Here is a 22,862-nt window from a genome sequence, read left to right as displayed (position 1 = left end):
CGGGCGGAGGGAGAACTCCATGACGGCTTTCTTGCTTGGCGCGTTCGGGTTCCCGGAGGTCCATGCCGGTGGCCGCCCGATCAGGCTGGCCCTGCGCAAGGGCCTCGCGCTGCTGGTCTATCTCGCCGAAGCCAGGGGCGCGGTCGCGCGGGACGTCATGGCCACGTGGCTGTGGCCTGAGGCCGATCGGGAGACCGGGCTGGCGCGCTTGCGGCGCCTGCTTCATCGCATCGAGCTCGCGCTCGGCGAGCCCGTGTTCGAGACCGATCGCACCAGCGTGCGCTGGTCTCCATCGCTCGCGCTGACGATCGACACGCATCTGTTCGAGAGCGCCTGCGACCGCGCTGCGTTCGAAGAGGCGTGCCAGATCTACCGGGGGGATTTCCTTGCCGGTTTCTCACCGGACGATTCGCCGGCATTCGACGAGTGGGCGTTCTTTCGCCGCGAGGCATTGCGGGGACGGCTCGTGCACGCACTCGAACGTCTCGTGCAGGACAAGAACGCCGCCGGCGATCATTCTGCCGCGACCGCCTATGCCGGGCGTCTGGTCGAGCTCGATCCGTTCAGCGAAGTCTATGGCCGGCATCTGATCCGCAGCCTGCTGTTGTCGGGCGACCGCAGCGCGGCCGAACGGCATCACGCGGCGCTGACGCAGCGGCTGCGCGACGAGCTCGGCGTCGCGCCCGAAGCCGAAACCGAGGCGCTGATGAATCCTGCCGCCGCGATGCAGGCGCTTCCGACGACGCGCTATGTGAAGGGCGCGGGTGTGCATCTGGCGTACCAGACCCATGGCAGCGGTCCGCTCGACATCCTGGTCATGCCCGGCTTCGTCTCGCATGTGGAACGTGCCTGGGAGCATCCTGCAAGCCGGACGTTCCTGGCGTCATTGATGCAGCTCGGGCGCCTGATCGTGTTCGATCGCCGCGGCATCGGGCTGTCCGATCGGGTCGGCTCGGCGCCCGGCATCGACGTCACCGCGGAAGATATCGGCACCGTGCTGCGGGCCGCGGACGCCCGGCGCGTCGTGCTGTTCGGCGCCTCGGAATGCGGGCCGGCTTGCATCAAATTCGCGGTCGATGATCCCCATCGCGTCGCCGGGCTCATCCTGTTCGGCGCGCTCGCCAAAGGCTGCTGGGCCGAGGACTATCCGCACGCGCTCCGCGTCAGTCAGTATGAGGCCTGGAGCAGGCATCTCGTCACGCAATGGGGCGGGCCGGTCGGGATCGAAGCCTTCGCGCCGAGCCTTGCCAGCGATCCGCAGGCGCGTGCCTGGTGGGCCGGGCTGCTCCGCGCGGCGTCCAGTCCGGGCGGCATCTCGGCCGTGCTGGACGCATTTCGCGATGCCGATGTGCGCCAGTTGCTGCCGCACATCAGGGCGCCGACACTGGTGCTGCACCGGCGCGGCGACAAGGCCGTGCGCATCGCGGCCGGTCGCGATCTCGCGCACCGGATCAAGGGGGCGCAGTTCGTCGAGCTCGACGGTGACGATCACTGGTTTTTTGCAGGCGACCAGCAGCCGGCGCTGGACGCGATCGGAGAGTTTGTTCGTAGGGTGGATTAGCCCTGCGACTGCGCGAAGCGCGGTTCGCACGGCGTAACCCACCACTTCCGTCACCGTGGAGATTAAAGAGGTGGGAGGCTCCTCTAACTCGCTTCTTTTTCGTCTTTGCCCGGTCACGTTCATATCGCCCGCGGACGGGGCGCGATTCCCAGCGCCTTGATCCGCGAGGCCAGCGTGGTTGGCTTGATGTCCAGCATCTCGGCCGCGCCGCCGGGGCCGAACACTTTTCCCGCGCAGGCCTCGAGCGCGGCCAGAATGTTGGCGCGCTCGTGGTCGCGCATTTCCGCTGAGGTCATGACGGCCGGCCGTGCGTCGGCCTTCTGGCGGGCGGCGCCGCTAGGCGCCTGTGCGCCTGAAGGATCCGGCAGATCGATCCGCAGGCGGCCATTCTGCGACAGGATCGCGGCGCGCTCGATCACGTTCTGCAATTCGCGGACATTGCCGGGCCAGTCGTAGCGGGCGAGCCGCCGCGCATCGCCCTCGGAGAGGCGCAAGTTCGACTTCAGCGCCTTGCCCTCGCGGTTGAGAAAATGCTGGGCGAGCAGCGGAATGTCCTCGCGCCGTTCGCGCAACGGCACCGTCTCGATCGGGAACACGTTGAGGCGGAAATAGAGGTCCTCGCGGAAACGGCCGCGCTGCACCTCCTGCTTGAGATCGCGGTTGGTCGCGGCGATGACGCGGACGTCGACGGTCCGCGTACGCTCCTGCCCGACGCGCTCGAAATTGCCCTCCTGCAAGACGCGCAGCAGCTTGCCCTGTAATTCCAGCGGGATCTCGCCGACCTCGTCGAGGAACAGCGTGCCGCCATCGGCGAGCTCGAAGCGGCCGATGCGGTCGCGCGTCGCGCCGGTGAAGGCGCCGCGGACATGGCCGAAGAACTCGCTCTCGAACAATTCGCGCGGGATCGCGGCACAGTTGACGCGGATCAGCGGCCGGTCGCTGCGGGTGGAATCCTCGTGGATGGCGCGCGCGATCAGCTCCTTGCCGGTGCCGGACTCGCCGGTGATCATCACCGCGGCCGTGGTCGGTGCCACCAGCTTGACCTGGCGCAGCGTCTTCTGGATCGCCTCGCTTTGACCGATGATGCCGCGCGGATTGGTCTCGATGCGGATTTCCTCCTGGAGATAGGCGTTCTCGAGCTCCAGCCGTTCGCGCAATCGGTCGACCTCGGTGAGCGCGGCATGCAGCTTCTCGTCGGCCTCGCGGCGCTGGCTGACGTCGCGAAACACCACGACGGCGCCGACCACCACACCGCGGTCGCGAATGGGCGTCGAGGTGTATTCGACCCAGGCCGGCGAGCCGTCCTTGCGCCAGAACACCTCGCCGTCGACCTGGTGCACGGCACCGTCGCGGAACGCTGCATAGATCGGGCAATCATGGTCGTGATAGTGCCGGCCGTCGTGATGGGTGTGGTGGACGATCGGGTGAATCTCCTTGCCGACCAACTCCTCGGCAGTCCAGCCCAGCATGCGCTCGGCCGCGGGGTTGACGAAGGTGGTCTTGCCCTCGGCATTGACGCCATAGATGCCTTCGCCGGCAGCGCGCAGGATCAGCTGGTTCTCGCGCTCGATGTCCTGGAACACACGCTCGACCCGCTGCCAGGTCGCAATCCCGCTGCGCATGTGGTCTTCGGCGGCGGCATCGACATTGCGGCGGCGGCGCGCTTCGAGATCGGTCAGCGTCAGCAGCAAAAGCGTGCGGCCGTCATGGGGCAGGAGGCAGCCCGCATATTCGAGCCTGAGCGTTTGCCCCGTGGCATGGCGCGGGGTGAGGGCGGTGGTCCAATAGGCGCCCTTGTGCAGCACGGCCTGGGTGAAGACGGTGAGAGCGGGGAGTTCGCCGGCGTGGAGGGTGCTGGCTTTGGTCTGCCGCAGCAGCGCGCGGTCATAGCCGAGCAGGCCGCAGGCAGCCGGATTGGCGTCGACGATCTGGTCGCTGTAGGGATCGACCAGCAGCGTCGCTTCGACGGACGATTCGAAGGCTGCGACGCGTGGGTCGACGACGGGAGCCACATCATCGTGGGCGAACGTTGGCGTCGTTGCCATTGCGAGATCTCGTAATTCGGCTACGAAATTTCGTTTATCACGAGTTTTCGTAGTAGCCAAGCGCAGGCGAAAATGCTGTGCCTTCAATGCATTGGGCGCTCGGAAGGGGATGGCATGCTCTTTGCGTAATTCCTGCTCGCAATGACGCGCAGGAGGGCCGATGTCCATTTTCGACAATCCGTTTGATCCCGATCGCAACCTTCGCGCCGGCTGTGCCTGCGGCCAGCATCGTTCCGAGCAAGAGCACGCGCAGGCGACAGCGCTGGCTTGCGAGCCGGTCGAGAGCGAAGAGCAGCGCTACGAGGGCGTCGTTGCGTCTGCCGTGATGCGCGCGATGTTTCCCCAAGATGTGGCGCGGCGCGCCTTCCTGAAATCGGTCGGCGCCTCCACGGCGCTGGCCGCGCTGTCGCAATTCTTTCCGCTGAAATCAGCAACCGAGGTGTTCGCCGACACCGGCACGCCAGAGAAGAAAGACCTCAAGGTCGGCTTCATCCCGATCACCTGCGCGACCCCGATCATCATGGCGGCGCCGCTCGGCTTCTATTCGAAGCACGGCCTCAACGTCGAGGTGGTCAAGACCGCCGGCTGGGCCGTGATTCGCGACAAGACCATCAACAAGGAATACGACGCCGCCCACATGCTGGCGCCGATGCCGATCGCGATCTCGCTCGGCCTTGGCGCCAATGCGATTCCCTTCGCCGTGCCCGCGATCGAGAACATCAACGGGCAGGGCATCGTGCTCGCGACCAAGCACAAGGACAAGCGCGATCCGAAGGACTGGAAGGGTCTGAAGTTCGCCGTCCCCTTCGACTATTCCATGCACAATTACCTGCTGCGCTATTATCTCGCCGAGCACGGGCTCGACCCCGACACCGACGTGCAGCTGCGCTCGGTGCCGCCGCCGGAGATGGTCGCCAATCTCCGCGCCGACAACATCGACGGCTTCCTCGCGCCCGACAACGTCTGCCAGCGCGCGATCTACGACGGTGTCGGCTTCATGCATTTGCTGTCGAAGGAGATCTGGGACGGCCATCCCTGCTGCAGCTTTGCTGCCAGCCGCGAATTCATCACGACGGCGCCGAACAGCTTTGCGGCACTGACGCGCGCGATCGTCGATGCCACCGCCTATGCGTCGAAGGCCGAGAACCGCAAGCAGATCGCCGAAGCCATCGCGCCCGCCAACTACATCAATGCGCCGGTGACGGTGCTGGAACAGGTGCTGACCGGCACCTATGCCGACGGTCTTGGCGGGGTGAAGACCGACCCAAAGCGCGTCGATTTCGATCCGTTCCCCTGGCAGTCCTTTGCGGTGTGGATGCTGACGCAGATGAAGCGGTGGGGCCAGATCAAGGGCGATGTCGACTACAAGGCGGTCGCCGAGCAGGTGTATCTGGCGACCGACACCAGGAAGCTGATGACCGAGATGGGGCTCACGCCGCCCACAAGCAGCTACAAATCGTTCGCGGTGATGGGCAAGAATTTCGACCCGGAAAAGCCCCAGGATTACGCCGCCAGCTTCAAGATCAGGAAGCAGTTGTGATGGGCCGCGCTCTCTCCTCATCGTCGTCCCGGCGAAGGCCGGGACCCATAACCCCAGGGAGAGGTTTGGCGAAGACTCGTCGTTCGGTACTCGTACCGAACCCGATCGATAGATTCCGCGGTATGGGTCCCGGCCTTCGCCGGGACGACGGGCGGAGGGATCTCGCAAGATGAACAGCTCCCTCCGTCTCCGCGCGGCGATCGTCTCGATCGCGCTGCTCGCTGCGTTCCTCGGCATCTGGCATCTCGCGACGCGCTCGACGGCGCCTGTTGCCACCATGAGCCCGGAATACGCCAAGCTGATGGGCCTGACGGCGACGCAAGGAAAGTCGGCGATGCCCGGGCCGCTCGATGTCGGCGCCAAGCTCTGGGAGCATTTGAAGAGGCCGTTCTACGACAACGGGCCGAACGACAAGGGCCTCGGCATCCAGCTTGCTTATTCGATCGCACGCGTCGGCACTGGCTACCTTCTTGCCGTGCTCGTCGCCATTCCGCTCGGATTCCTGATCGGCATGTCGCCGCTGCTGAGCCGGGCCCTCGACCCGTTCATCCAGGTGCTGAAGCCGATCTCGCCGCTCGCCTGGATGCCGCTCGCGCTCTACACCATCAAGGATTCCTCGATCTCGGCGATCTTCGTCATCTTCATCTGCTCGATCTGGCCGATGCTGCTCAACACCGTGTTCGGTGTCGCGAGCGTGCGCAAGGAATGGATCAACGTGGCGCGGACGCTGGAGGTCGGCACGATCAGGCGCGCCTTCACGGTGATCCTCCCCGCGGCGGCGCCAACCATCCTGACCGGCATGCGCATCTCTATCGGCATTGCCTGGCTCGTCATTGTCGCCGCCGAAATGCTCGTCGGCGGCACCGGCATCGGTTACTTCGTCTGGAACGAGTGGAACAATCTCTCGATTACCAATGTGATCATCGCGATCCTATTGATCGGAATCGTCGGCATGCTGCTCGATCAGATCCTCGCGCGCTTTTCGCGCCTGGTCACGTTTCCGGAGTAGGCCGTGACCGACAAATTCATCTCCATCGAGGGCATCGCGAAGCGCTATCCGGGTAGGAGCGGGGCCACGACGACGATCTTCGAAAATCTGTGGCTGTCGATGGCGCGCGGCGAGTTCGCTTGCGTGATCGGCCATTCCGGCTGCGGCAAGACCACGGTGCTCAACATCCTCGCCGGCCTCGATGCGCCGAGCGAGGGCGCCGTCATCGTCGACGGCCAGGCGATATCAGGCACCAGCCTCGACCGCGCCGTGATCTTCCAGAGCCACGCGCTGCTGCCGTGGCGGACCGTGCTCGGCAACGTCGCCTATGCCGTGAGCTCGAAATGGCGGAGCTGGGACCGCGCCAGGGTGAAGGCGCATGCGCAGACTTTCATCGATCTCGTCGGGTTGACGGGCTCAGAGCACAAGCGTCCCTCGGAGCTGTCAGGCGGCATGAAGCAGCGCGTCGGCATCGCGCGGGCGCTGTCGATCACGCCGAAGATGATGCTGATGGACGAGCCGTTCTCGGCGCTCGATGCGCTGACCCGCGGCACGCTGCAGGACGAGGTGCGTCGGATTTGCCTTCAGACCGGGCAGACCGCATTCATGATCACCCACGACGTCGACGAGGCGATCTATCTCGCCGACAAGATCTTCCTCATGACCAACGGCCCGGGTGCAATGCTGGCGGAGGTCGTCGAGAACCCGCTGCCGAAGGATCGTGGTCGCACGGATCTGCACCGCCATCCGCTTTATTACGCGCTGCGCAACCACATCATCGATTTCCTGGTGACGCGCAGCAAGACGTTTGTGGCCGAGCGGCCCGATCACGATCCGCGCAACGTGCCGACCGTGCAGATCGGCAAGCCCGGCCTCACGATCGCATCTGATGCGAAGCCGGAGTCGCCCAGAGAGGCGTCATGGCCGGGCTTGTCCCGGCCATCCACGTCTTCCTGAGGTGCGACCAAGAACGTGGATGCCCGGGACAAGCCCGGGCATGACGACAACCAAGGAGACCGACATGAAACGCGAAGACCTCACCGAGAAGCTGCTCGACATCAAGCGCGAGAAGGGCTGGAGCTGGAAATACATCTGCGAGAAGATCGGCGGCTATTCCGAGGTGCTGATCGTCGGCGCGATCATGGGCCAGATGAAACTGACCAAGCCGCAGGCGGCGAACGCCGGCGAGCTGTTCGGCCTGTCCAAGACCGAGACCGCCATGCTCAACGAGGTGCCGATGCGCGGCACCGGCACGCCGATGCCGCCGACCGATCCCTTGATCTACCGCTTCTACGAGATGGTGATGGTGAACGGCCCGGCCTGGAAGGCATTGATCGAGGAGGAGTTCGGCGACGGCATCATGTCGGCGATCGACTTCGACATGGGAATCGAGCGCGTCGCCAATCCGAAGGGCGATCGCGTCAAGATCACCATGTCAGGTAAGTTCCTGCCTTACAAATATTACGGCGCCAGCGGCAACGTGCCGGAATACGGCTTCAAGGAGGGGTGAGACAGGCCTCTGTCATTCCGGGTCCGCGCTGGCGCGCGACCCGGAATGACACTTCTTGTCACTTCCCCGCCTTCACCTCCGCGGTCGCAACCGCCAGCAATTCGCTCATCTTGGCGCGAATCGCCTGCTCGGTGAGCGCGACGTTCCTGGCGGCGAAATCGGCCATGACCTTGCGCAGGACGTCGGCATCGCCGGCCTCCTCGAAATCGGCCGCGACGACCTCCTTGGCATAGGCGGCAGCGGCTTCGCCCGTGATGCCGAGCTTTTCGGCCGCCCACAGGCCGAGCAGCCGGTTGCGGCGGGCCTCCGCCTTGAATTTCTGCTCCTCGTCGAGGGCGAACTTCTTTTCAAAGCCCTCCTCGCGCTTGTTGATTTCGCTCATGCCTTTTCCAATTCCCTGCTGACTGGACCCGGCGGCCCTCGTTGCGAGGGGCCCGGCGCATGCCTAGATAGGGGGCAGGAATCGGCGAAACAACGAGCCGTAAAGCCGCAGGCAAGGCGGTATAAGTCAGCGTCGGATTGGCCGGATCGATTGTGCTGGGACAGCCAATCGGATAGGTTGCCTAAAGGCTTGGTTCCCGGTCTGTTTCCTCTGGATATAGACGGGTTCCCAGCCGTTCACGGCAGCTCCGCTGTGGGTCGTAACCTGGTAACCGGAGCACACCAAATACATGGATTTCAACAAAACACGGTACATCCCAATGAGCCGTCGGCGTCGCATTTATGAAGGCAAGGCAAAGGTTCTGTATGAAGGTCCGGAGCCCGGTACCCTGATCCAGCACTTCAAGGACGACGCCACCGCGTTCAATGCCAAAAAGCATCAGGTGATCGAGGGCAAGGGTGTCCTCAACAACCGGATCTCGGAGTACCTGTTTCAGCACCTCAACGACATCGGGGTGCCGACCCATTTCATCCGCCGCCTCAACATGCGGGAGCAGTTGATTCGCGAGGTCGAGATCGTGCCGCTTGAGGTGGTGGTGCGGAACGTGGCCGCCGGCTCGCTGTCGCAGCGCCTCGGCATCGAGGAGGGCACGCAGCTGCCCCGGTCGATCATCGAGTTCTACTACAAGAACGACCAGCTCAACGACCCCATGGTGTCGGAAGAGCACATCACCGCGTTCGGCTGGGCCACGCCCCAGGAGATCGACGACATCATGGCGCTCGCCATTCGCGTCAACGATTTCCTCACCGGCCTTTTCCTCGGCATCGGCATCCGCCTCGTCGACTTCAAGATGGAGTGCGGCCGCCTGTTCGAGAACGAGATGATGCGCATCATCGTCGCCGACGAGATCTCGCCGGACTCTTGCCGTCTGTGGGACATCAAGTCGAACGAGAAGCTCGACAAGGACCGTTTCCGTCGCGACCTGGGCGGCCTGCTGGAGGCTTACACGGAAGTTGCAAAACGTCTCGGCATCCTCATGGAGAACGAGCGTCCGCAGGGCACGGGTCCGGTGCTGGTGAAGAGCTGAAGAGGAAGATGACGTGAAGGCACGTGTCACCGTTACCCTGAAGACGGGTATCCTGGATCCGCAAGGCAAGGCCATCGAAGGCGCACTGAAGTCGCTCGGCGTCGACGGCATCGCCAGCGTCCGCCAGGGCAAGGTGTTCGACATCGAGCTCGCCGGCGCCGACAAGGCCAAGGCCGAAGCCGCGCTGAAGGACGCCGCCGACAAGCTGCTGGCGAATACCGTGATCGAGAACTATCGGGTCGAGATCGTGTAGCGCTCGAGTTGCCCGCCTGGTGTCACAGCCACCCGGCGCGGCGGAAGCGCCAATAGAGCGCGGCGCACGAGACCGCCATGACGCCGAGCAGGCTGTAATAGCCGTACTCCCATTGCAGCTCCGGCATGTTCTTGAAGTTCATGCCGTAGATGCCGGCGAACGCGGTCGGGACCGCGAGGATCGCAAGCCACGAGGCGAGCTTCTTCGACACCGCAGTCTCCTGCGCCTGGCCGACCAGCAGGCTCGCCTCGAACGCGAAGGCCAGCACCTCGCGCATCGAATCGATGCGCTCCTGGATGTTGCGAACGTGGTCGGTCACGTCGCGGAACAGCGGCTGCATGGCCTGCCGCACCATCGACAGTTCGTCATGCTCGAGCCGGCGGCACACTTCCACCAACGGGCCGATCGCGGTCCTGAGCCGCAGCAGGTCGCGGCGCAGCATGTATAATCGCTCGATCTGCGCCTTGCTGATCGGCTTGGACAGCACGTCGTCCTCGATGCCTTCGACCTCGTCGTGGATGCTCTCGAGCACCGGCGAATAGTTGTCGACGATGAAATCGAGGATGGCGTAGAGGATGTAGTCCTCGCCGCGGGCGAGCGCCCGCGGGCAACTTTCGCAGCGTTCGCGCACCGGCGTGTAGGACGTCGAGGCGCCGTGGCGCACCGAGACCAGATAGCCTTCGCCGACGAAGATGTGCGTTTCGCCGAAGGCGATGCGACCCTCGAGCAGTTGCGCGGTGCGCGCGACGATGAACAGGGCCTCGCCATATTGCTCGATCTTCGGTCGCTGATGCGCGTGGTTGGCGTCCTCGATGGCGAGGTCGTGCAGGTCGAACTGCTTCTGCACCGCGCCGAGCAGCGCCATATCAGGCTCGTGCAGCCCGATCCAGACCACGTGGCCCGGCTTGGCGCGCCAGCTCGAGGCCTCGCTGATGGCGATATTGGCGACACGCCGGCCGTCGACATAGGCACCGGCCGCGACGATACCCTCGGTGGGCACCGGTTCGGCAGGAGAGGTGGGCCGCGACGGGACATTCATGGCTTCCATCCCGGGCAAGATCGTCAGGCAAAAGTGCCGTGGCATGGCCTGTGTACAAGGCCGTCTAGCGAGGCTAGCACTGGTAAAATCCCCGTCAAATGGCTATGTCTCCTGATCAATTGGCCCCACGGGCCAGCCCGATTCCAGCCACTCTGGGAACCCGAAGCATGAAAGCCGCCGTCCTCGTCTTTCCCGGAATCAATCGCGAGCGCGACATGGCGCGGGCGTTGAAACTGATCTCGGGCCACGAGCCTGCGATGGTATGGCATGCCGAGCCGTCGCTGCCGGCGGGTACCGACCTCGTGGTGGTGCCGGGCGGCTTCTCCTACGGTGATTACCTGCGCTGCGGCGCGATTGCGGCGCGGGCGCCTGTGATGGATGCGGTGCGTGACTATGCGGCCAAGGGCGGTCTCGTGCTCGGCGTCTGCAACGGCTTCCAGATCCTCTGCGAGTCCGGGCTCCTGCCGGGCGTGCTGATGCGCAACGCGCGGCTGAAATTCATCTGCAAGGACGTGCATCTGCGCGTCGAGCGCTCCGACACGCCGTTCACCCGCGGCTACAATGCCGGCCAGGTGATCCGCGTGCCGGTCGCGCATGGCGAAGGCAATTACGAGGCGGATGAAGAGACCATCAAGCGGCTCGAAGGCGAGGGACGGGTGCTCTATCGCTACTGCTCGGCCGACGGCGTGGTCGACGAGGCCGCCAACATCAACGGCGCGGCGCATTCGATCGCCGGCATCGTCAACGACAAGGGCAACGTGCTCGGCATGATGCCGCATCCGGAAAACCACGTCGAAGACATCATGGGCTGCACCGATGGCCGCGGCCTGTTCGCCGGCCTCACTGCGCATCTGGAAAAGGCGGCGTGATCTCGTTCGTGGTGAAGCGGCTGTCGGCCGCCATTGCCGTTGTCGCGCTCGCGACGTCTGCATTCGCCCAGGATTTCCCCAAGCGTCCGATCACCATGATCGTGCCGTTCGCCGCAGGCGGCACCTCGGACGTGATCGCGCGCACGGTGGCCGAGCAGATGGGCGTGGCGCTGGGCCAGTCCATCGTGATCGAGAACGTCGCCGGCGCCGGCGGCTCGACCGCGCTGGCGCGCGCTTCCCGCGCCGAGCCCGACGGCTACACCATCGCGATCGGCAATGCCGGCACCAATGCTGCGACCTACACCATCTATCCGAAGCTGCCGTTCACGCCCGAGTCCTTCGCGCCGATCGCGATGGTGGCGAAGACCTTCGGCATCATCGCGCTGCGCAAGGATTTTCCGGCGAAGGATCTGAAGGAGTTTATCGCCTACGCCAAGGCCAATCCGGGCAAGATCAATCTGGGACACGCCGGCGTCGGCTCGTCGAACTATCTCATCTGCAAGAGTTTTGTCACGGCCGCCGGGATCGACGCGACGCTGGTCGGCTATCGCGGCGCGTCGCCGGCGCTGACGGATGCGATTGGCAGCCAGATCGACGGCGTCTGCGACGCGGCCGCCTCCGTCTCGCAGTCGATCAACGAGAAGCTGGTGAAGGGTCTCGTCGTCGGCTCGACGGTGCGGCTTGCGACGCTGCCTGATCTGCCGACGTCAGCTGAAGCCGGTCTGCCGGAATTCGAGGCGCAGGGCTGGAACGGCCTGTTCGCGCCCAAGGGCACGCCGCCTGAAATCATCGCCAAGCTGAACGCGGCGGCACGCACGGCGGTGGAGACCGATGCGGTGAAGAAGCGCTTTGCCGACCTGTCGACCGTTGCGCCGGATCCCGACGAGCACACGCCCGAGGTTCTGCAAAAGCTCGTGACGCGCGATGTCGAGAAGTATCGCAAGATGCTGGCTGACGACGCCAAGTAATGGCGGCTCAATCGTAGATGCAGAGGCCTGCGGACGGCTCGACAAGGCGCCGAGCTATGCCTTTGCCTGCGTTGCCGGCTTCCGCTTCACCCGCTTGATCGTGCCGGAGAAGGTGAACAGGCGCCGTTCGCCCGCCATCATCTCCCCGCGCAGGAAGATCAGCGAGCCGCCGGCGCGGGTGACCTCGCCGGTGCACTCGATCAGCTCGCCCTCGTGGCCCGCGTCCAGGAATTCGCAGCCGAAATTGACGGTCACGCCCTTGCCCTGCAGCTCATGGCGGGCGATCGCGAACAGGCAGTAATCGGCGAACGCCATGAAGCAGCCGCCATGGACGTTCTGGGAGCCGTTGAGGTGCTTTTTCTCGACCCGGAAGGCGCAGCGGACGCGGCCGTCGGCCTCGAAACGGTGCCAGAAGGGGCCGATATGGTTCTCAAAGCTGTCGCGGATCCAGGTCTGCCAGCCCGCGAACTCCCCCTCGGTCGCGATATGCAGGTCGGGACGGTGGGGCGGGGGCGTTTTGGTCAATTCGTGCAAGGAAATGGGCCTTCAATTGCGGGTCGTGAGCCCTTAAATCCGATCCGTCCACGCCATGCAATTGCTGTTCCCGCGGGGCGGCCTGCCGGCAAAACGTGGGACAGCGGGAAAATGCGCCATAAAGGGCTTTTCGTGAGCCTCCGATCTTCCTAAGAACGGCCAAAGCGCCGCCGAAAGCCCCTGAAGCCATGAAGAACGAACCCAAGATCACCCCCGAACTGGTTGCCGCCCACGGGCTCAAGCCCGACGAGTACGAGCGCATCCTGAAGCTGATCGGGCGGGAGCCGACCTTCACCGAGCTCGGCATCTTCTCGGCGATGTGGAACGAGCACTGCTCGTACAAATCCTCGCGCATCCATCTGCGCGGCCTGCCGACCAAGGCGCCATGGGTGATCCAGGGCCCCGGCGAGAATGCCGGCGTGATCGACATCGGCGACGGCCAGGCCGTGGTCTTCAAGATGGAGAGCCACAACCACCCGAGCTACATCGAGCCCTATCAGGGCGCAACCACCGGCGTCGGCGGCATCCTGCGCGACGTCTTCACCATGGGCGCGCGCCCGATCGCCTGCCTGAACGCGCTCAGCTTCGGCGCGCCCGAACATGCCAAAACGCGCCATCTCGTCTCGGGCGTCGTCGCCGGCGTCGGCGGCTACGGCAACTCCTTCGGCGTGCCGACGGTCGGCGGCCAGGTTCGCTTCCACACCCGCTATGACGGCAACATCCTCGTCAACGCGATGGCGGTCGGCCTCGCCGATGCCGACAAGATCTTCTATGCGGCGGCCTCCGGCGTGAACATGCCGATCGTCTATCTCGGCTCCAAGACGGGGCGCGACGGCATCCACGGCGCCTCGATGGCCTCGGCCGAATTCGACGACAAGTCCGAGGAGAAGCGCCCGACCGTGCAGGTCGGCGATCCCTTCGCCGAAAAGCTGCTGCTGGAAGCCTGCCTCGAGATCATGGAGAAGGGTTGCGTCATCGCGATCCAGGACATGGGCGCGGCGGGCCTGACCTGCTCGGCCGTCGAGATGGGCGCCAAGGGCGATCTCGGCGTCGATCTCGATCTCGACGCGGTGCCGACCCGCGAGACCGGCATGAGCGCCTACGAGATGATGCTCTCGGAAAGCCAGGAGCGCATGCTCATGGTGCTCAAGCCCGAGAAGGAAAAGGAAGCCGAGGCGATCTTCAAGAAGTGGGGCCTCGATTTCGCTGTCGTCGGCTACACCACGCCGAGCAAGCGCTTCGTGGTCAAGCACGGCGGCGACGTCATGGCTGATCTGCCGATCAAGGAACTCGGCGACGAGGCGCCGGTCTATGACCGTCCGCATGTCCCCTCCGCCGCGCTGCCGATCGTGCATGCGCGCGACGTGCCCGCGCCGATGGCGCTCGGCGCCGCGCTGGAGAAGCTGATCGGCACGCCCGACATGTGCTCTAAGCGCTGGGTCTGGGAGCAGTACGACCACGTCATTCTCGGCAACACCATGCAGCGTCCGGGTGGCGATGCCGCCGTGGTGCGCGTGCAGGACGGGCCGAAGGGCCTCGCGCTGACCGTCGACGTCACGCCGCGCTATTGCGAGGCCGATCCTTATCAAGGTGGTATGCAGGCGGTGGCGGAAGCCTGGCGCAACATCACCGCCGTCGGCGGCAAGCCGCTCGCGATCACCGACAATCTCAATTTCGGCAACCCCGAACGGCCCGAGATCATGGGCCAGTTCGTCGGCTGCCTGAAAGGCATCTCGGAAGCCTGCCGCACGCTCGACTTCCCGGTCGTGTCCGGCAACGTCTCGCTCTACAACGAGACCAACGGCCGCGCGATCCTGCCGACGCCCTCGATCGGCGGCGTCGGATTGCTCGACGATTTCACCAAGTCGGCGTCGCTGGCCTTCAAGGCCGAGGGCGAGGCGATCCTCTTGATTGGTGAGACCCATGGCTGGCTCGGCCAGTCGGTGTACCTGCGCGACATCTGCGGTCGCGAGGAGGGCGCACCGCCGCCGGTCGATCTTGCGGCCGAGAAGCGCAATGGCGATTGCGTGCGCGGCATGATCCATGCGGGCACGGCAACCGCGGTGCACGACCTCTCCGACGGCGGCCTCTTGATCGCACTCGCCGAAATGGCGATGGCGGGCGGCATCGGCGCCAAGCTGCTGGCCGCGCCGACGTCGCTGGTGTCGCAGGCCTATTGGTTCGGCGAAGACCAGGCGCGCTATCTCGTCACCGTGCCGGAAACCGAAGCCGGCCGCGTGCTCGCCAAGATGCGCGGCTGCGAGGTGCCCTGCGTGCGCATCGGCACCACCGGCGGCGATGCGATCGCGATTGTCGGCGAAGCGCCTGTTTCGATCGATATCTTGCGGACCTCGCACGAGCGCTGGCTGCCGGATTATATGAGCGGCAAGGCGGCGTAAGGCGCCGCCTCACCCTCGGCCTCGTATCTACAACACGTGCGAGGCGCCCGGAATCTTCCGCAAAGCTGCCGTCACGCCCCAACTCAGCAGCAGCGTGAGCGCGAAGCCGATCGCGGCCTTCACGATCGCAGGCAGCGAATAATCGTACAGCACATACTGGATCCACAATGCGATCGGGTAGTGCACCAGGAATATGCCGTAGGCGTCGGCCTGCATCCGGTCGAGCAGGGTGGGTCCGGGCGCCTTCGCGTGCAGGAAGAAGGCGAGGATCGTGAGCAGGATCGCGGCCGAGAACAGCACCAGGAACGTGCCGTAGATCGCATGGTACCAGTGCGGCAGCACGTCGGGATTTCCGAGGATCTCGCGCTTGATGTAGATCATGCCCCACATCAGGCAGTAGGGGATCAGCGTCGCGCCCACCCACAGCCAGCGCTGCTTCGGCAGCTGGCCGTCGGCACTGAGGATGCCGCGATCGAAATTCGCGGCGCCCACGCTGGCGCCAATGAAGAAATAGGCGAAGTAGAGCAGGATCCGGCTCGCCTGCACCGAGAACGGCCCGAACTCGAACCATCTGTTGGCGCCGAAATAGATCAGCGCCGGCACATAGACGATGATGGTCACGACGGCGAGCAGCAGCCAGAACACGGCCGGTTGTTCAAAGCCCCGGACCGAAATGCGATTCACGGGATCGACCAGATGCGCAGACACCCGGTAGAGCAGGCTGGCGGTGAGGTCGAACGCCAGCAGCACCCAGACGAACCAGATCGGTCCACTTGGCCATGGCCCTGATGTGACCGTCTTCCACCAGAACGCAGCGAAGCTCAGCTCGGGATTTTCGCGCAGCGCGAGCGCGTAATAGGCGAGCGGAATGACCGTGAAAGCCGCGATGGCGAACGGCAGCCCGAGCCGCAGCAGCCGGTCGCGCAGGAAGACCTGTGGCGCCTTGCGCGCGATGCCGGGCCAGGTGAACAGTCCCGACAGGAAGAAGAACATCGCCATGAAGAAGCTGTCGGTGGCGAGCACGACGATGTCGAAGCCGATCCAGGAGCTCGGATCGGTGTGGCCGAAATGGGTGTAGGGAATGACGGAATGATGCAGCAGCACCACCAGCGTCAGGAAGGTGCGGGCGCGGTCGAGCGAGAGGTTGCGCGCCTTCGCCTTCGGCGCCGCATGCGCTTCAGCGCCGATCGTCGCAGAATGTGACATCGTAATCATGGCCGCCCCGGTCGCGCTTTCCGTCCCGGCCGGACTGTGCCGCCAGGAACCCGATTCAGCAAGGGCCGTTGTGGCGTCGAATCCTTCCCTTGTGGGTTCAGGAACCAGTTCCGCACAACGCAGTTAGCGTTTCCGAAACGGGTGAGGGGCCGCGATTGCGACGGCCGCTACCAGCGGAGCTGCCAATGACGATCCTGAAATGGGCGCTGATCTTCCTGCTGATCTCGATTGTGGCCGGTGTGCTCGGCTTCACCGGCATCTCGGCCGCTTCGGCCGATGTCGCGCGCTTCCTGTTCTACGTCTTCGTCGTGATCTTCCTGGTGCTGCTGATACTGGGGCTCACGATCTTTCGAGCCTAGCGGACATGTCCGGTCTCAATCGTGCGCGAGCGGTTTCACGTAGGTAAGCAGCGCCGCCAGGAACTGGTCGGGGCGATCGAACGGAATGAAATGCTCGCCGCCGGCGACGCGGACAAATTCCTTATAGGGGGCCGTGATCTGATCAAAGAATTGTTCGGCCGGACCGCTCGGCGTGTTGTAGTCCGCATCGCCCTCGATGAGGACCACGGGGATCGAAAACGCCGGCCCCAGCGATCTGATGTCGCGCTTGAACATGGGGCCGTCCCGTCCGCGTAGATATTTTGCGGAGAACGCCATTCCCTTGCGCCAGTAGTACCAGTCCAGCAGCGAGAAGTCCGGCATGAACGGGGGCGGGACCGGCCCCGCCAGCTGGAAGCTCTCGATGGAGGGCAGCCCAAGTGTCTTGCTCCATTTATCCGCGACCAGTCGATTTTCCGGGGTCATCACCGGGCGCGCGACGAGTGGTGCCAATTCGGTCAGGGCCTCGCCGTTGCCGGCTGACTGCGCCAGCTGTTGCAGATGAACGATCGCGAGCTCGAATGATGTCTCGAATGTCACCCTGCCGACCACCTGTCCGGTGCCGACATAGGCATAAAACAGATCCGGGCGCTGCTTGACGATGTGAATGCCCAGGAACGAGCCCCAGGAATGCCCGACCAGGACAATCTTGTCCTTGTGGAGATGGCTTCGCAGGTACTCGACCAGCTCGATGCCGTCCTGCGTCATGCGCTCCAGCGTCATGGTCGGCGCGAGCGTATCTTCTCCTGCGGCGCCATAGGTGCGGCCGGTGCCGCGCTGGTCCCATTGCACGACGGTGAAATGCTTTTCCCAGGGGCGCCAACCCGACGAGATCGGCAAGGTCGAGCCTCCGGGCCCGCCGTGGACGAACAGGAGGACCGGGTTAGCCCGATCCTCGCCGCGGATCACGATCCATTGCTTGATGCCGCCGATGTCGACGAAGGCGCCTTCCTGCACGCCGTTGGGCGAGCGGATGGCCAGCGTTTCGGCAGCAAGATGCTGGCGATAGGCACGAAACCCGAGGGCCGCAGCGGCCGCGATCACGAGGACGCCGGCGACCCCCAGCAACGAGACCCCAATCCGTCTTGCGGCCTTGCGCGGCATCGCGTGCCCCGTGTCGATGCAGGGAAGCGCCTGACGATCGCCCCGGCGTCAGAACGCCAATGAGCCTTATCCCACTTCCTCGATCTTCACCTTGTCCGGATAGAAGGCGAGGTGGCCCGAGATCTCCGCCATCGCGGGAAACGGCGTCTCGTAGGTCCAGATGGCGTTGTCCAGCGTCTTGTCGCCGGCCTTGACGCTGTAGTAACTGGCGTCCCCCTTGTAGGGGCAATGGGTGGTGCGAGCAGTACGCTCCAGCAGCGCCATATTGGCATCCTCCCGCGGCAGATATTGCACCGCCGGATAGCGGGCTTCTTTCAGCGTCAGCGCCTTGGTGCTCTCGGCAATCACGATATCGCCCGCCGTGACGCGGACGCGGCGGGGGTTTTGGGTGATGGTGATGGGGTGGTCGGGGCCTGGAAGCTTCATGAATTTCACGCCTTTTCGATCAATCTGCCGCGCGCGGCACTTTGTCGTGCCTTTATCCTGATGGGATCCGGGATATAGTGCCTGGAGGCGTGACGTAGAAGACCGTTCACGCTAAGTTTGCCCTGCCGGAGAGGGGACCCCCGGCAGCGATTCGATGCCTGAGGCCGCAAGCCGACGAGACAGGAGCTAGACCCGAATGCCCATGGACGCCCACGATATCGAGGCGATGATCAAGGCAGCGATCCCCGATGCCGAGGTGACCATCCGTGACCTCGCCGGCGATGGCGACCACTATGCTGCCACCGTGATCTCGGAATCCTTCCGCGGCAAATCCCGCGTCCAGCAGCACCAGATCGTCTATCGGTCCCTGCAGGGTCAGATGGGCGGCGTGCTGCACGCGCTGGCGCTGCAAACCGGGGTACCGGGCACCTGACCTGAACGCATCCGACCTGATCGTACGATTGGAGCGATGATGGCTGCGGACAATCCGCGCGGCGCGATGTTTCGCGTGATCGTGCCGAACCAGCCGAGCCGTGTCACCAACGCCGAGCTGTTCTTCGATCTCGTCTTCGTCTTCGCCGTCACGCAGATCTCGCACACGCTGCTGCATCACTTCACACCGCTCGGCGCGGTCGAGGTCACGCTGCTGTTCCTGGCGGTGTGGTGGGTGTGGGTCTATACCGCCTGGGTCACCAACTGGCTCAACCCCGAGCTGACGCCGGTCCGCATCCTGATCTTCCTGATGATGCTGGGCGGCCTCGTGCTGTCGACGACGATTCCCAGCGCATTCGACGGCCGCGGCCTCTGGTTTGCGGTCGCCTACGCGGCCATGCAGGTCGGACGGACCGCGTTCTGGCTGTTCGCGACCCCGCGCCATCGCACCGCCGTGCGCCACAACGCGATCCGCATCCTGGTCTGGCTTTGCGGCTCCGCGGTGCTGTGGATATCAGGCGGCCTTTCGCACGGCGAGGAGAGGCTGTGGTTCTGGATCGCGGCACTCGCCATCGAATATGTCTCGCCCGCGGTGCGCTTCTGGGTGCCGAAGCTGGGTTTCTCGTCGGTCGAGGCCTGGGCGGTCGAGGGCGGCCACATGGCCGAGCGCTGCGCCGGCTTCATCATCATCGCGCTCGGCGAGGCCGTCGTCGTCAACGGCGCGACCTTTGCCGAGCTGGACTGGACCGCGGACAACATCCTGGCCTTCGTGGCGTGCCTCGTCGGCAGCATCGCGATGTGGTGGGTCTATTTCCACAAGGGCGCGGAGGCCGGCTCCGAACGGATCTCGAAATCGGCCGAATCCGGCCGGCTGGCACGGCTCGCTTATACCTATCTGCACATGCCGATCGTCGCCGGCATCATCCTGACCGCGGTTTCGGACGAACTGGTGCTGAAGCACCCGACCGGACACTCCGATGTCCGCACCATCGTCAGCACGATCGCCGGCCCGCTGGTGTTCCTGATCGGCACCATCCTGTTCAAGCACTCGATCCGCGGCTTCCTCCAGCTCTCCCACGGCATCGGCATCATCGCGCTCGCAGCGCTGTGCTGGTTCGCAAGCGACCTGTCGCCGCTCTGGCTGACGGTCGCAACCAGCGTGATCATGATCGTGGTCGCGGCGTGGGAATCGGTGTCGCTGGGCTCGAAGGCGGAAGAGGCGTAAGGAGCGTTGAAGCGACGGAGCCTTACTCCGCCGCCTCCAGCGCGTGCACCGAGAACATCTTCGCCGCGTCCGTCCAGCTCTCGCGCACGCGCCAGCCGGCGCCTTGCGCCAGCGCGGCGAAGCGCTCGAGGCTGTATTTGTAGCTGTTCTCGGTGTGGATGCTCTCGCCCGGCTTGAACGAGAAGCTGGTGCCGAGCAGGCGCACGGTCTGGGCCTTGCGGCTGATCAGGTGCATCTCGATGCGGTGCCGTGCGTGATTGTAGATCGCCCGATGGGTGAAGGCGGAGAGGTCGAAATTGCCGCCGAGCTCGCGGTTGATCCGCACCAGCACATTGAGATTGAACCGCGCGGTGACGCCGGCCGCATCATTATAGGCGGCATGCAGCAGGCGCTCCTCCTTCTCGAGGTCGGCGCCGATGATCATCTGCGCACCCTTGCCGAGGATCTGGCGGGCGCTCTTCAGGAACGCCTGCGCTTCCTCCGGCTCGAAATTGCCGATGGTCGAGCCCGGGAAGAAGCCGACCTTGGGCATGGATGCGACCGCCTTCGGCAACTCGAACGGCGTGGTGAAATCCGCGGCCACCGGATAGATGCCAAGGGAAGGGAAATCCCGCTTCAGCCCGTTGGCCTGCGCCTGCAGGAAATCGCCGGAGATGTCGACGGGCACATAGGCTGCGAACTTGCAATGGTTCAGCAGCAGGCGGACCTTCGTGGTCGCGCCGGCGCCGAACTCGACCAGTGCCGCATGCTCCGGAATGATCTTTGCGATCTCACCGCCGCGCTCCTTCAGGATCGCGAGCTCGGTGCGCGTCGGATAATATTCCGGCAGGCGCGTGATTGCCTCGAACAGCTCCGATCCAGCAGCGTCGTAGAAATATTTCGGCGACAGCTTTTTCGGCTGCTGCGAGAGGTCCTCGATCGCCTCGCGGGCGAACGCGGTGGTCTGTTCGTCGGGAAGATGGGCTTCGGCCAAAGCGCTGGCGTGCACATTCATGATACTCTCCTGAACGCGCTGTCCGGCGCGTATTGTCGTCGGATGAATTCTTACGCGTAGTCGGCGAGCCGCAACCCCGTGAACTGCCAGCGGTGGTGCGGATAGAAGAAGTTGCGATATGTGACGCGGCTGTGACCGTCGGGCGTCGCCAGCGAGGAGCCGCGCAGCACCAGCTGGTTGACCATGAACTTGCCGTTGTACTCGCCGAGCGCGCCTTCGACGGCGCGGTAGCCGGGGTAGGGTGAATACGACGAACGCGTCCACTGCCAGACGATGCCGAAGGCATCGTTGAGCTGGCCGGCGCGGGCCGCGACCTCCCACTCCATCTCGGTCGGCAGATGCTTTCCGGCCCAGCGTGCGAACGCATCGGCTTCGTAATAGCTGACGTGGCAGACCGGGGCGTCGGGATCGACCGGCTTGACGCCGGCGAGCGTCATCACGTGCCACTCACCGTCGATCTCGCGCCAATGGCCCGGCGCCTGCCAATCGTCCTTGCTGGCGGCGGCAAAGCCGTCCATCAGCCACAGCGTTGCTTTCGCGTAGCCGCCGTCGCGCATGAAGGCGAGCCATTCGCCGTTGCTGACGAGATTGCGGGCGATCTTCACGGGGCCGACCAGGGCGCGATGCGCCGGCTTCTCGTTGTCGAAATGGAAGCTGTCGTCGACATGGCCGACGGTGTGGATGCCTTCGTTGAGCGTCAACCACTCCTCACCCGTCCGCGTCGCGGCCGGAAAGCGCCAGTCCGGATCGTAAGCCGGATAGACCGGGTTCTGCGCGAACGCATGCAGGATGTCGGTGAACATCAATTCCTGATGCTGCTGCTCGTGATTCAGCCCGACCTCGATCAGCGGGACGATCTCACGGAGTTGGTCCTCGCCGGCTTCGCGGAAGAACTTGACGACGGCTGCGTCGACATGTCTGCGATAGGCGCCGACCTCGCCGGCACTGGGCCGGGTGATGTCGCCGCGATGATTGCGGGCATGGCGGGGGCCGGCGCTGACGTAATAGGAGTTGAACAGGAAGGCGAAGTCGGGATGGAAGGGCCGGTAGCCCGCCGCGTGCTCGCCGAGCAGAAACTGCTCCCAGAACCAGGTGGTATGGGCCCGGTGCCATTTCGCCGGGCTTGCGTCCGGCATGGACTGGATCTGCTGATCCTCAGGCGAGAGCGGCGCGGCCCGGCGTTCGGTCTCGTGACGAACGGCGAGAAAGGCGGTCTCCAGCCTCTGGGCGAGGCCGCCGGGGGCGGCCGACGGTGACGAAAGCGGCTGATCGGCCGTAGCGGAGGCTTGTTTCGTCACGTTTTTCTCCAGACAGGACAAGAGAACGTTGTTGGCGATATCAGGTTCCAACACCGAGGTTCGTCCTAGATAGGGGCTCCGTTACGGTATGAAAGTCCTCCGCGGTGATGATATTCGTGCCGTCATGTAATGGGGACAGGCCACCCCGGCCGGCCCTCCGGGGCCGCTCTTTTCCATTTTACTTTGGATGCACAACGGTTTGGGCTACATATATGGGCAGGTATCGGGTTAGATCGGCTGAGCCGGCCCGGATTGACAGGTGAGGGCTCTGCCCCAGAAGGACACGGATATGAGCATCGCGGAATTCATCGACAACGAAGTGAAGTCGAACGACGTGGTTCTGTTCATGAAGGGAACGCCGCAATTTCCGCAGTGCGGTTTCTCCGGCCAGGTCGTCCAGATCCTCGACCACGTCGGCGTCGGCTATAAGGGCCTCAACGTGCTCGAATCCGCCGAGCTGCGTAACGGCATCAAGGAATATTCGAACTGGCCGACCATCCCCCAGCTCTACGTCAAGGGTGAGTTCATCGGCGGCTGCGACATCGTCCGCGAGATGTTCCAGGCCGGCGAATTGCAGCAGCTCTTCTCCGAGAAGGGCGTCGTCGTCGCGGCGTGA

The 22,862-nt window shown here is 64.5% G+C and carries 23 protein-coding genes; 14 read left to right on the top strand and 9 right to left on the bottom strand.

The genetic code is table 11. The features are described 5' to 3' along the window. Nucleotides 1–19 precede the first annotated feature (19 nt). Entirely contained in the window at nt 20–1,561 is a 1,542-nt protein-coding gene (locus G8O24_RS00865; protein ID WP_188095556.1) for a bifunctional AfsR/SARP family transcriptional regulator/alpha/beta hydrolase, read from the top strand. 119 nt (nt 1,562–1,680) lie between these two features. On the opposite strand, the gene G8O24_RS00860 is transcribed toward G8O24_RS00865, so the two are convergent. Continuing rightward, complete coding sequence (locus G8O24_RS00860) at nt 1,681–3,606, bottom strand: sigma 54-interacting transcriptional regulator (protein ID WP_188095554.1); 1,926 nt, start codon at nt 3,604–3,606, stop codon at nt 1,681–1,683. A gap of 160 nt (nt 3,607–3,766) precedes the next feature. On the opposite strand from G8O24_RS00860, the gene G8O24_RS00855 reads away from it, so the two are divergent. The 4 genes from G8O24_RS00855 (at nt 3,767) to cynS (ending at nt 7,644) form a co-directional block, all read left to right on the top strand. Beyond that, entirely contained in the window at nt 3,767–5,146 is a 1,380-nt protein-coding gene (locus tag G8O24_RS00855; RefSeq protein ID WP_188095553.1) for a CmpA/NrtA family ABC transporter substrate-binding protein, read from the top strand. A 169-nt stretch (nt 5,147–5,315) separates the two neighbouring features. After that, nucleotides 5,316–6,155 (top strand): nitrate ABC transporter permease, encoded by an 840-nt coding sequence (ntrB, locus tag G8O24_RS00850; protein WP_188095550.1) that lies wholly within the window; start codon nt 5,316–5,318, stop codon nt 6,153–6,155. A gap of 3 nt (nt 6,156–6,158) precedes the next feature. Next, nucleotides 6,159–7,091: an ABC transporter ATP-binding protein gene (locus tag G8O24_RS00845; RefSeq protein WP_188095548.1), complete on the top strand. Its 933-nt coding sequence runs from the start codon at nt 6,159–6,161 to the stop codon at nt 7,089–7,091. Between the two features lie 64 nt (nt 7,092–7,155). Continuing rightward, nucleotides 7,156–7,644 carry a cyanase gene (gene cynS, locus G8O24_RS00840; protein ID WP_188095546.1) on the top strand — a complete coding sequence of 163 codons (489 nt, stop codon included), beginning with the start codon at nt 7,156–7,158 and terminating at the stop codon, nt 7,642–7,644. A 58-nt stretch (nt 7,645–7,702) separates the two neighbouring features. On the opposite strand, the gene G8O24_RS00835 is transcribed toward cynS, so the two are convergent. Further along, a complete protein-coding gene (locus G8O24_RS00835) occupies nt 7,703–8,026 on the bottom strand; it encodes a DUF1476 domain-containing protein (RefSeq protein WP_188095544.1) in 324 nt (107 codons plus the stop codon). A 319-nt stretch (nt 8,027–8,345) separates the two neighbouring features. Here G8O24_RS00835 and purC point away from each other — a divergent pair, with 319 nt between their 5' ends. Both purC and purS read left to right on the top strand, forming a co-directional pair. Next, on the top strand, nt 8,346–9,113 hold the full coding sequence (gene purC / locus G8O24_RS00830; RefSeq protein ID WP_172782948.1) for a phosphoribosylaminoimidazolesuccinocarboxamide synthase: 768 nt from the start codon (nt 8,346–8,348) through the stop codon (nt 9,111–9,113). A 13-nt stretch (nt 9,114–9,126) separates the two neighbouring features. Continuing rightward, nucleotides 9,127–9,366 carry a phosphoribosylformylglycinamidine synthase subunit PurS gene (gene purS / locus G8O24_RS00825; protein WP_061847426.1) on the top strand — a complete coding sequence of 80 codons (240 nt, stop codon included), beginning with the start codon at nt 9,127–9,129 and terminating at the stop codon, nt 9,364–9,366. Between the two features lie 22 nt (nt 9,367–9,388). On the opposite strand, the gene G8O24_RS00820 is transcribed toward purS, so the two are convergent. Beyond that, nucleotides 9,389–10,405: a magnesium and cobalt transport protein CorA gene (locus tag G8O24_RS00820; protein WP_188095542.1), complete on the bottom strand. Its 1,017-nt coding sequence runs from the start codon at nt 10,403–10,405 to the stop codon at nt 9,389–9,391. A gap of 167 nt (nt 10,406–10,572) precedes the next feature. Between G8O24_RS00820 and purQ the strand changes: the two genes are divergently transcribed. Then, complete coding sequence (gene purQ, locus G8O24_RS00815) at nt 10,573–11,274, top strand: phosphoribosylformylglycinamidine synthase subunit PurQ (protein WP_188095540.1); 702 nt, start codon at nt 10,573–10,575, stop codon at nt 11,272–11,274. Then, entirely contained in the window at nt 11,271–12,242 is a 972-nt protein-coding gene (locus G8O24_RS00810) for a tripartite tricarboxylate transporter substrate binding protein BugD (protein ID WP_188095538.1), read from the top strand. The genes purQ and G8O24_RS00810 overlap by 4 nt, the downstream gene beginning before the upstream one ends. Before the next feature lie 54 nt (nt 12,243–12,296). Here G8O24_RS00810 and G8O24_RS00805 read toward each other — a convergent pair whose 3' ends face one another. Continuing rightward, nucleotides 12,297–12,776 carry a PaaI family thioesterase gene (locus G8O24_RS00805; protein ID WP_188095537.1) on the bottom strand — a complete coding sequence of 160 codons (480 nt, stop codon included), beginning with the start codon at nt 12,774–12,776 and terminating at the stop codon, nt 12,297–12,299. 188 nt (nt 12,777–12,964) lie between these two features. Between G8O24_RS00805 and purL the strand changes: the two genes are divergently transcribed. Beyond that, nucleotides 12,965–15,175, top strand: coding sequence for a phosphoribosylformylglycinamidine synthase subunit PurL (purL, locus tag G8O24_RS00800; protein ID WP_188095535.1), 2,211 nt, complete (start codon nt 12,965–12,967; stop codon nt 15,173–15,175). 27 nt (nt 15,176–15,202) lie between these two features. Here purL and G8O24_RS00795 read toward each other — a convergent pair whose 3' ends face one another. Then, entirely contained in the window at nt 15,203–16,390 is a 1,188-nt protein-coding gene (locus G8O24_RS00795; protein ID WP_188095533.1) for an acyltransferase family protein, read from the bottom strand. Between the two features lie 185 nt (nt 16,391–16,575). Here G8O24_RS00795 and G8O24_RS00790 point away from each other — a divergent pair, with 185 nt between their 5' ends. Continuing rightward, nucleotides 16,576–16,749 carry a DUF1328 domain-containing protein gene (locus G8O24_RS00790; protein ID WP_092228199.1) on the top strand — a complete coding sequence of 58 codons (174 nt, stop codon included), beginning with the start codon at nt 16,576–16,578 and terminating at the stop codon, nt 16,747–16,749. Between the two features lie 15 nt (nt 16,750–16,764). Here G8O24_RS00790 and G8O24_RS00785 read toward each other — a convergent pair whose 3' ends face one another. Both G8O24_RS00785 and G8O24_RS00780 read right to left on the bottom strand, forming a co-directional pair. Further along, nucleotides 16,765–17,871 (bottom strand): alpha/beta fold hydrolase, encoded by a 1,107-nt coding sequence (locus G8O24_RS00785; protein ID WP_188095532.1) that lies wholly within the window; start codon nt 17,869–17,871, stop codon nt 16,765–16,767. Nucleotides 17,872–17,937: 66 nt separating this feature from the next. Further along, complete coding sequence (locus G8O24_RS00780; protein WP_188095530.1) at nt 17,938–18,297, bottom strand: DUF427 domain-containing protein; 360 nt, start codon at nt 18,295–18,297, stop codon at nt 17,938–17,940. Between the two features lie 196 nt (nt 18,298–18,493). Between G8O24_RS00780 and G8O24_RS00775 the strand changes: the two genes are divergently transcribed. Beyond that, complete coding sequence (locus G8O24_RS00775) at nt 18,494–18,730, top strand: BolA family protein (protein ID WP_015685068.1); 237 nt, start codon at nt 18,494–18,496, stop codon at nt 18,728–18,730. A gap of 39 nt (nt 18,731–18,769) precedes the next feature. Further along, entirely contained in the window at nt 18,770–19,954 is a 1,185-nt protein-coding gene (locus G8O24_RS00770) for a low temperature requirement protein A (RefSeq protein WP_188095529.1), read from the top strand. A 22-nt stretch (nt 19,955–19,976) separates the two neighbouring features. On the opposite strand, the gene egtD is transcribed toward G8O24_RS00770, so the two are convergent. Continuing rightward, nucleotides 19,977–20,948 carry an L-histidine N(alpha)-methyltransferase gene (egtD, locus tag G8O24_RS00765; protein WP_188095527.1) on the bottom strand — a complete coding sequence of 324 codons (972 nt, stop codon included), beginning with the start codon at nt 20,946–20,948 and terminating at the stop codon, nt 19,977–19,979. 50 nt (nt 20,949–20,998) lie between these two features. After that, nucleotides 20,999–22,297 (bottom strand): ergothioneine biosynthesis protein EgtB, encoded by a 1,299-nt coding sequence (egtB, locus tag G8O24_RS00760; protein WP_188095757.1) that lies wholly within the window; start codon nt 22,295–22,297, stop codon nt 20,999–21,001. Nucleotides 22,298–22,535: 238 nt separating this feature from the next. On the opposite strand from egtB, the gene grxD reads away from it, so the two are divergent. Then, on the top strand, nt 22,536–22,862 hold the full coding sequence (gene grxD / locus G8O24_RS00755; protein WP_128926634.1) for a Grx4 family monothiol glutaredoxin: 327 nt from the start codon (nt 22,536–22,538) through the stop codon (nt 22,860–22,862).

The sequence above is a fragment of the Bradyrhizobium campsiandrae genome, from assembly GCF_014529705.1.
In the GTDB taxonomy this organism is placed as follows: domain Bacteria; phylum Pseudomonadota; class Alphaproteobacteria; order Rhizobiales; family Xanthobacteraceae; genus Bradyrhizobium; species Bradyrhizobium campsiandrae.
This window is presented reverse-complemented; position numbering and strand designations above follow the sequence as displayed.

Coding starts and splice junctions, on each gene's coding strand:
- G8O24_RS00865 (WP_188095556.1), top strand. CDS start 20: ATGACGGCTTTCTTGCTTGGCGCGTTCGGGTTCCCGGAGGTCCATGCC.
- G8O24_RS00860 (WP_188095554.1), bottom strand. CDS start 3,606: ATGGCAACGACGCCAACGTTCGCCCACGATGATGTGGCTCCCGTCGTC.
- G8O24_RS00855 (WP_188095553.1), top strand. CDS start 3,767: ATGTCCATTTTCGACAATCCGTTTGATCCCGATCGCAACCTTCGCGCC.
- ntrB (WP_188095550.1), top strand. CDS start 5,316: ATGAACAGCTCCCTCCGTCTCCGCGCGGCGATCGTCTCGATCGCGCTG.
- cynS (WP_188095546.1), top strand. CDS start 7,156: ATGAAACGCGAAGACCTCACCGAGAAGCTGCTCGACATCAAGCGCGAG.
- G8O24_RS00835 (WP_188095544.1), bottom strand. CDS start 8,026: ATGAGCGAAATCAACAAGCGCGAGGAGGGCTTTGAAAAGAAGTTCGCC.
- purC (WP_172782948.1), top strand. CDS start 8,346: ATGAGCCGTCGGCGTCGCATTTATGAAGGCAAGGCAAAGGTTCTGTAT.
- G8O24_RS00820 (WP_188095542.1), bottom strand. CDS start 10,405: ATGAATGTCCCGTCGCGGCCCACCTCTCCTGCCGAACCGGTGCCCACC.
- purQ (WP_188095540.1), top strand. CDS start 10,573: ATGAAAGCCGCCGTCCTCGTCTTTCCCGGAATCAATCGCGAGCGCGAC.
- purL (WP_188095535.1), top strand. CDS start 12,965: ATGAAGAACGAACCCAAGATCACCCCCGAACTGGTTGCCGCCCACGGG.
- G8O24_RS00795 (WP_188095533.1), bottom strand. CDS start 16,390: ATGATTACGATGTCACATTCTGCGACGATCGGCGCTGAAGCGCATGCG.
- G8O24_RS00790 (WP_092228199.1), top strand. CDS start 16,576: ATGACGATCCTGAAATGGGCGCTGATCTTCCTGCTGATCTCGATTGTG.
- G8O24_RS00785 (WP_188095532.1), bottom strand. CDS start 17,871: ATGCCGCGCAAGGCCGCAAGACGGATTGGGGTCTCGTTGCTGGGGGTC.
- G8O24_RS00780 (WP_188095530.1), bottom strand. CDS start 18,297: ATGAAGCTTCCAGGCCCCGACCACCCCATCACCATCACCCAAAACCCC.
- G8O24_RS00775 (WP_015685068.1), top strand. CDS start 18,494: ATGCCCATGGACGCCCACGATATCGAGGCGATGATCAAGGCAGCGATC.
- G8O24_RS00770 (WP_188095529.1), top strand. CDS start 18,770: ATGGCTGCGGACAATCCGCGCGGCGCGATGTTTCGCGTGATCGTGCCG.
- egtD (WP_188095527.1), bottom strand. CDS start 20,948: ATGAATGTGCACGCCAGCGCTTTGGCCGAAGCCCATCTTCCCGACGAA.
- grxD (WP_128926634.1), top strand. CDS start 22,536: ATGAGCATCGCGGAATTCATCGACAACGAAGTGAAGTCGAACGACGTG.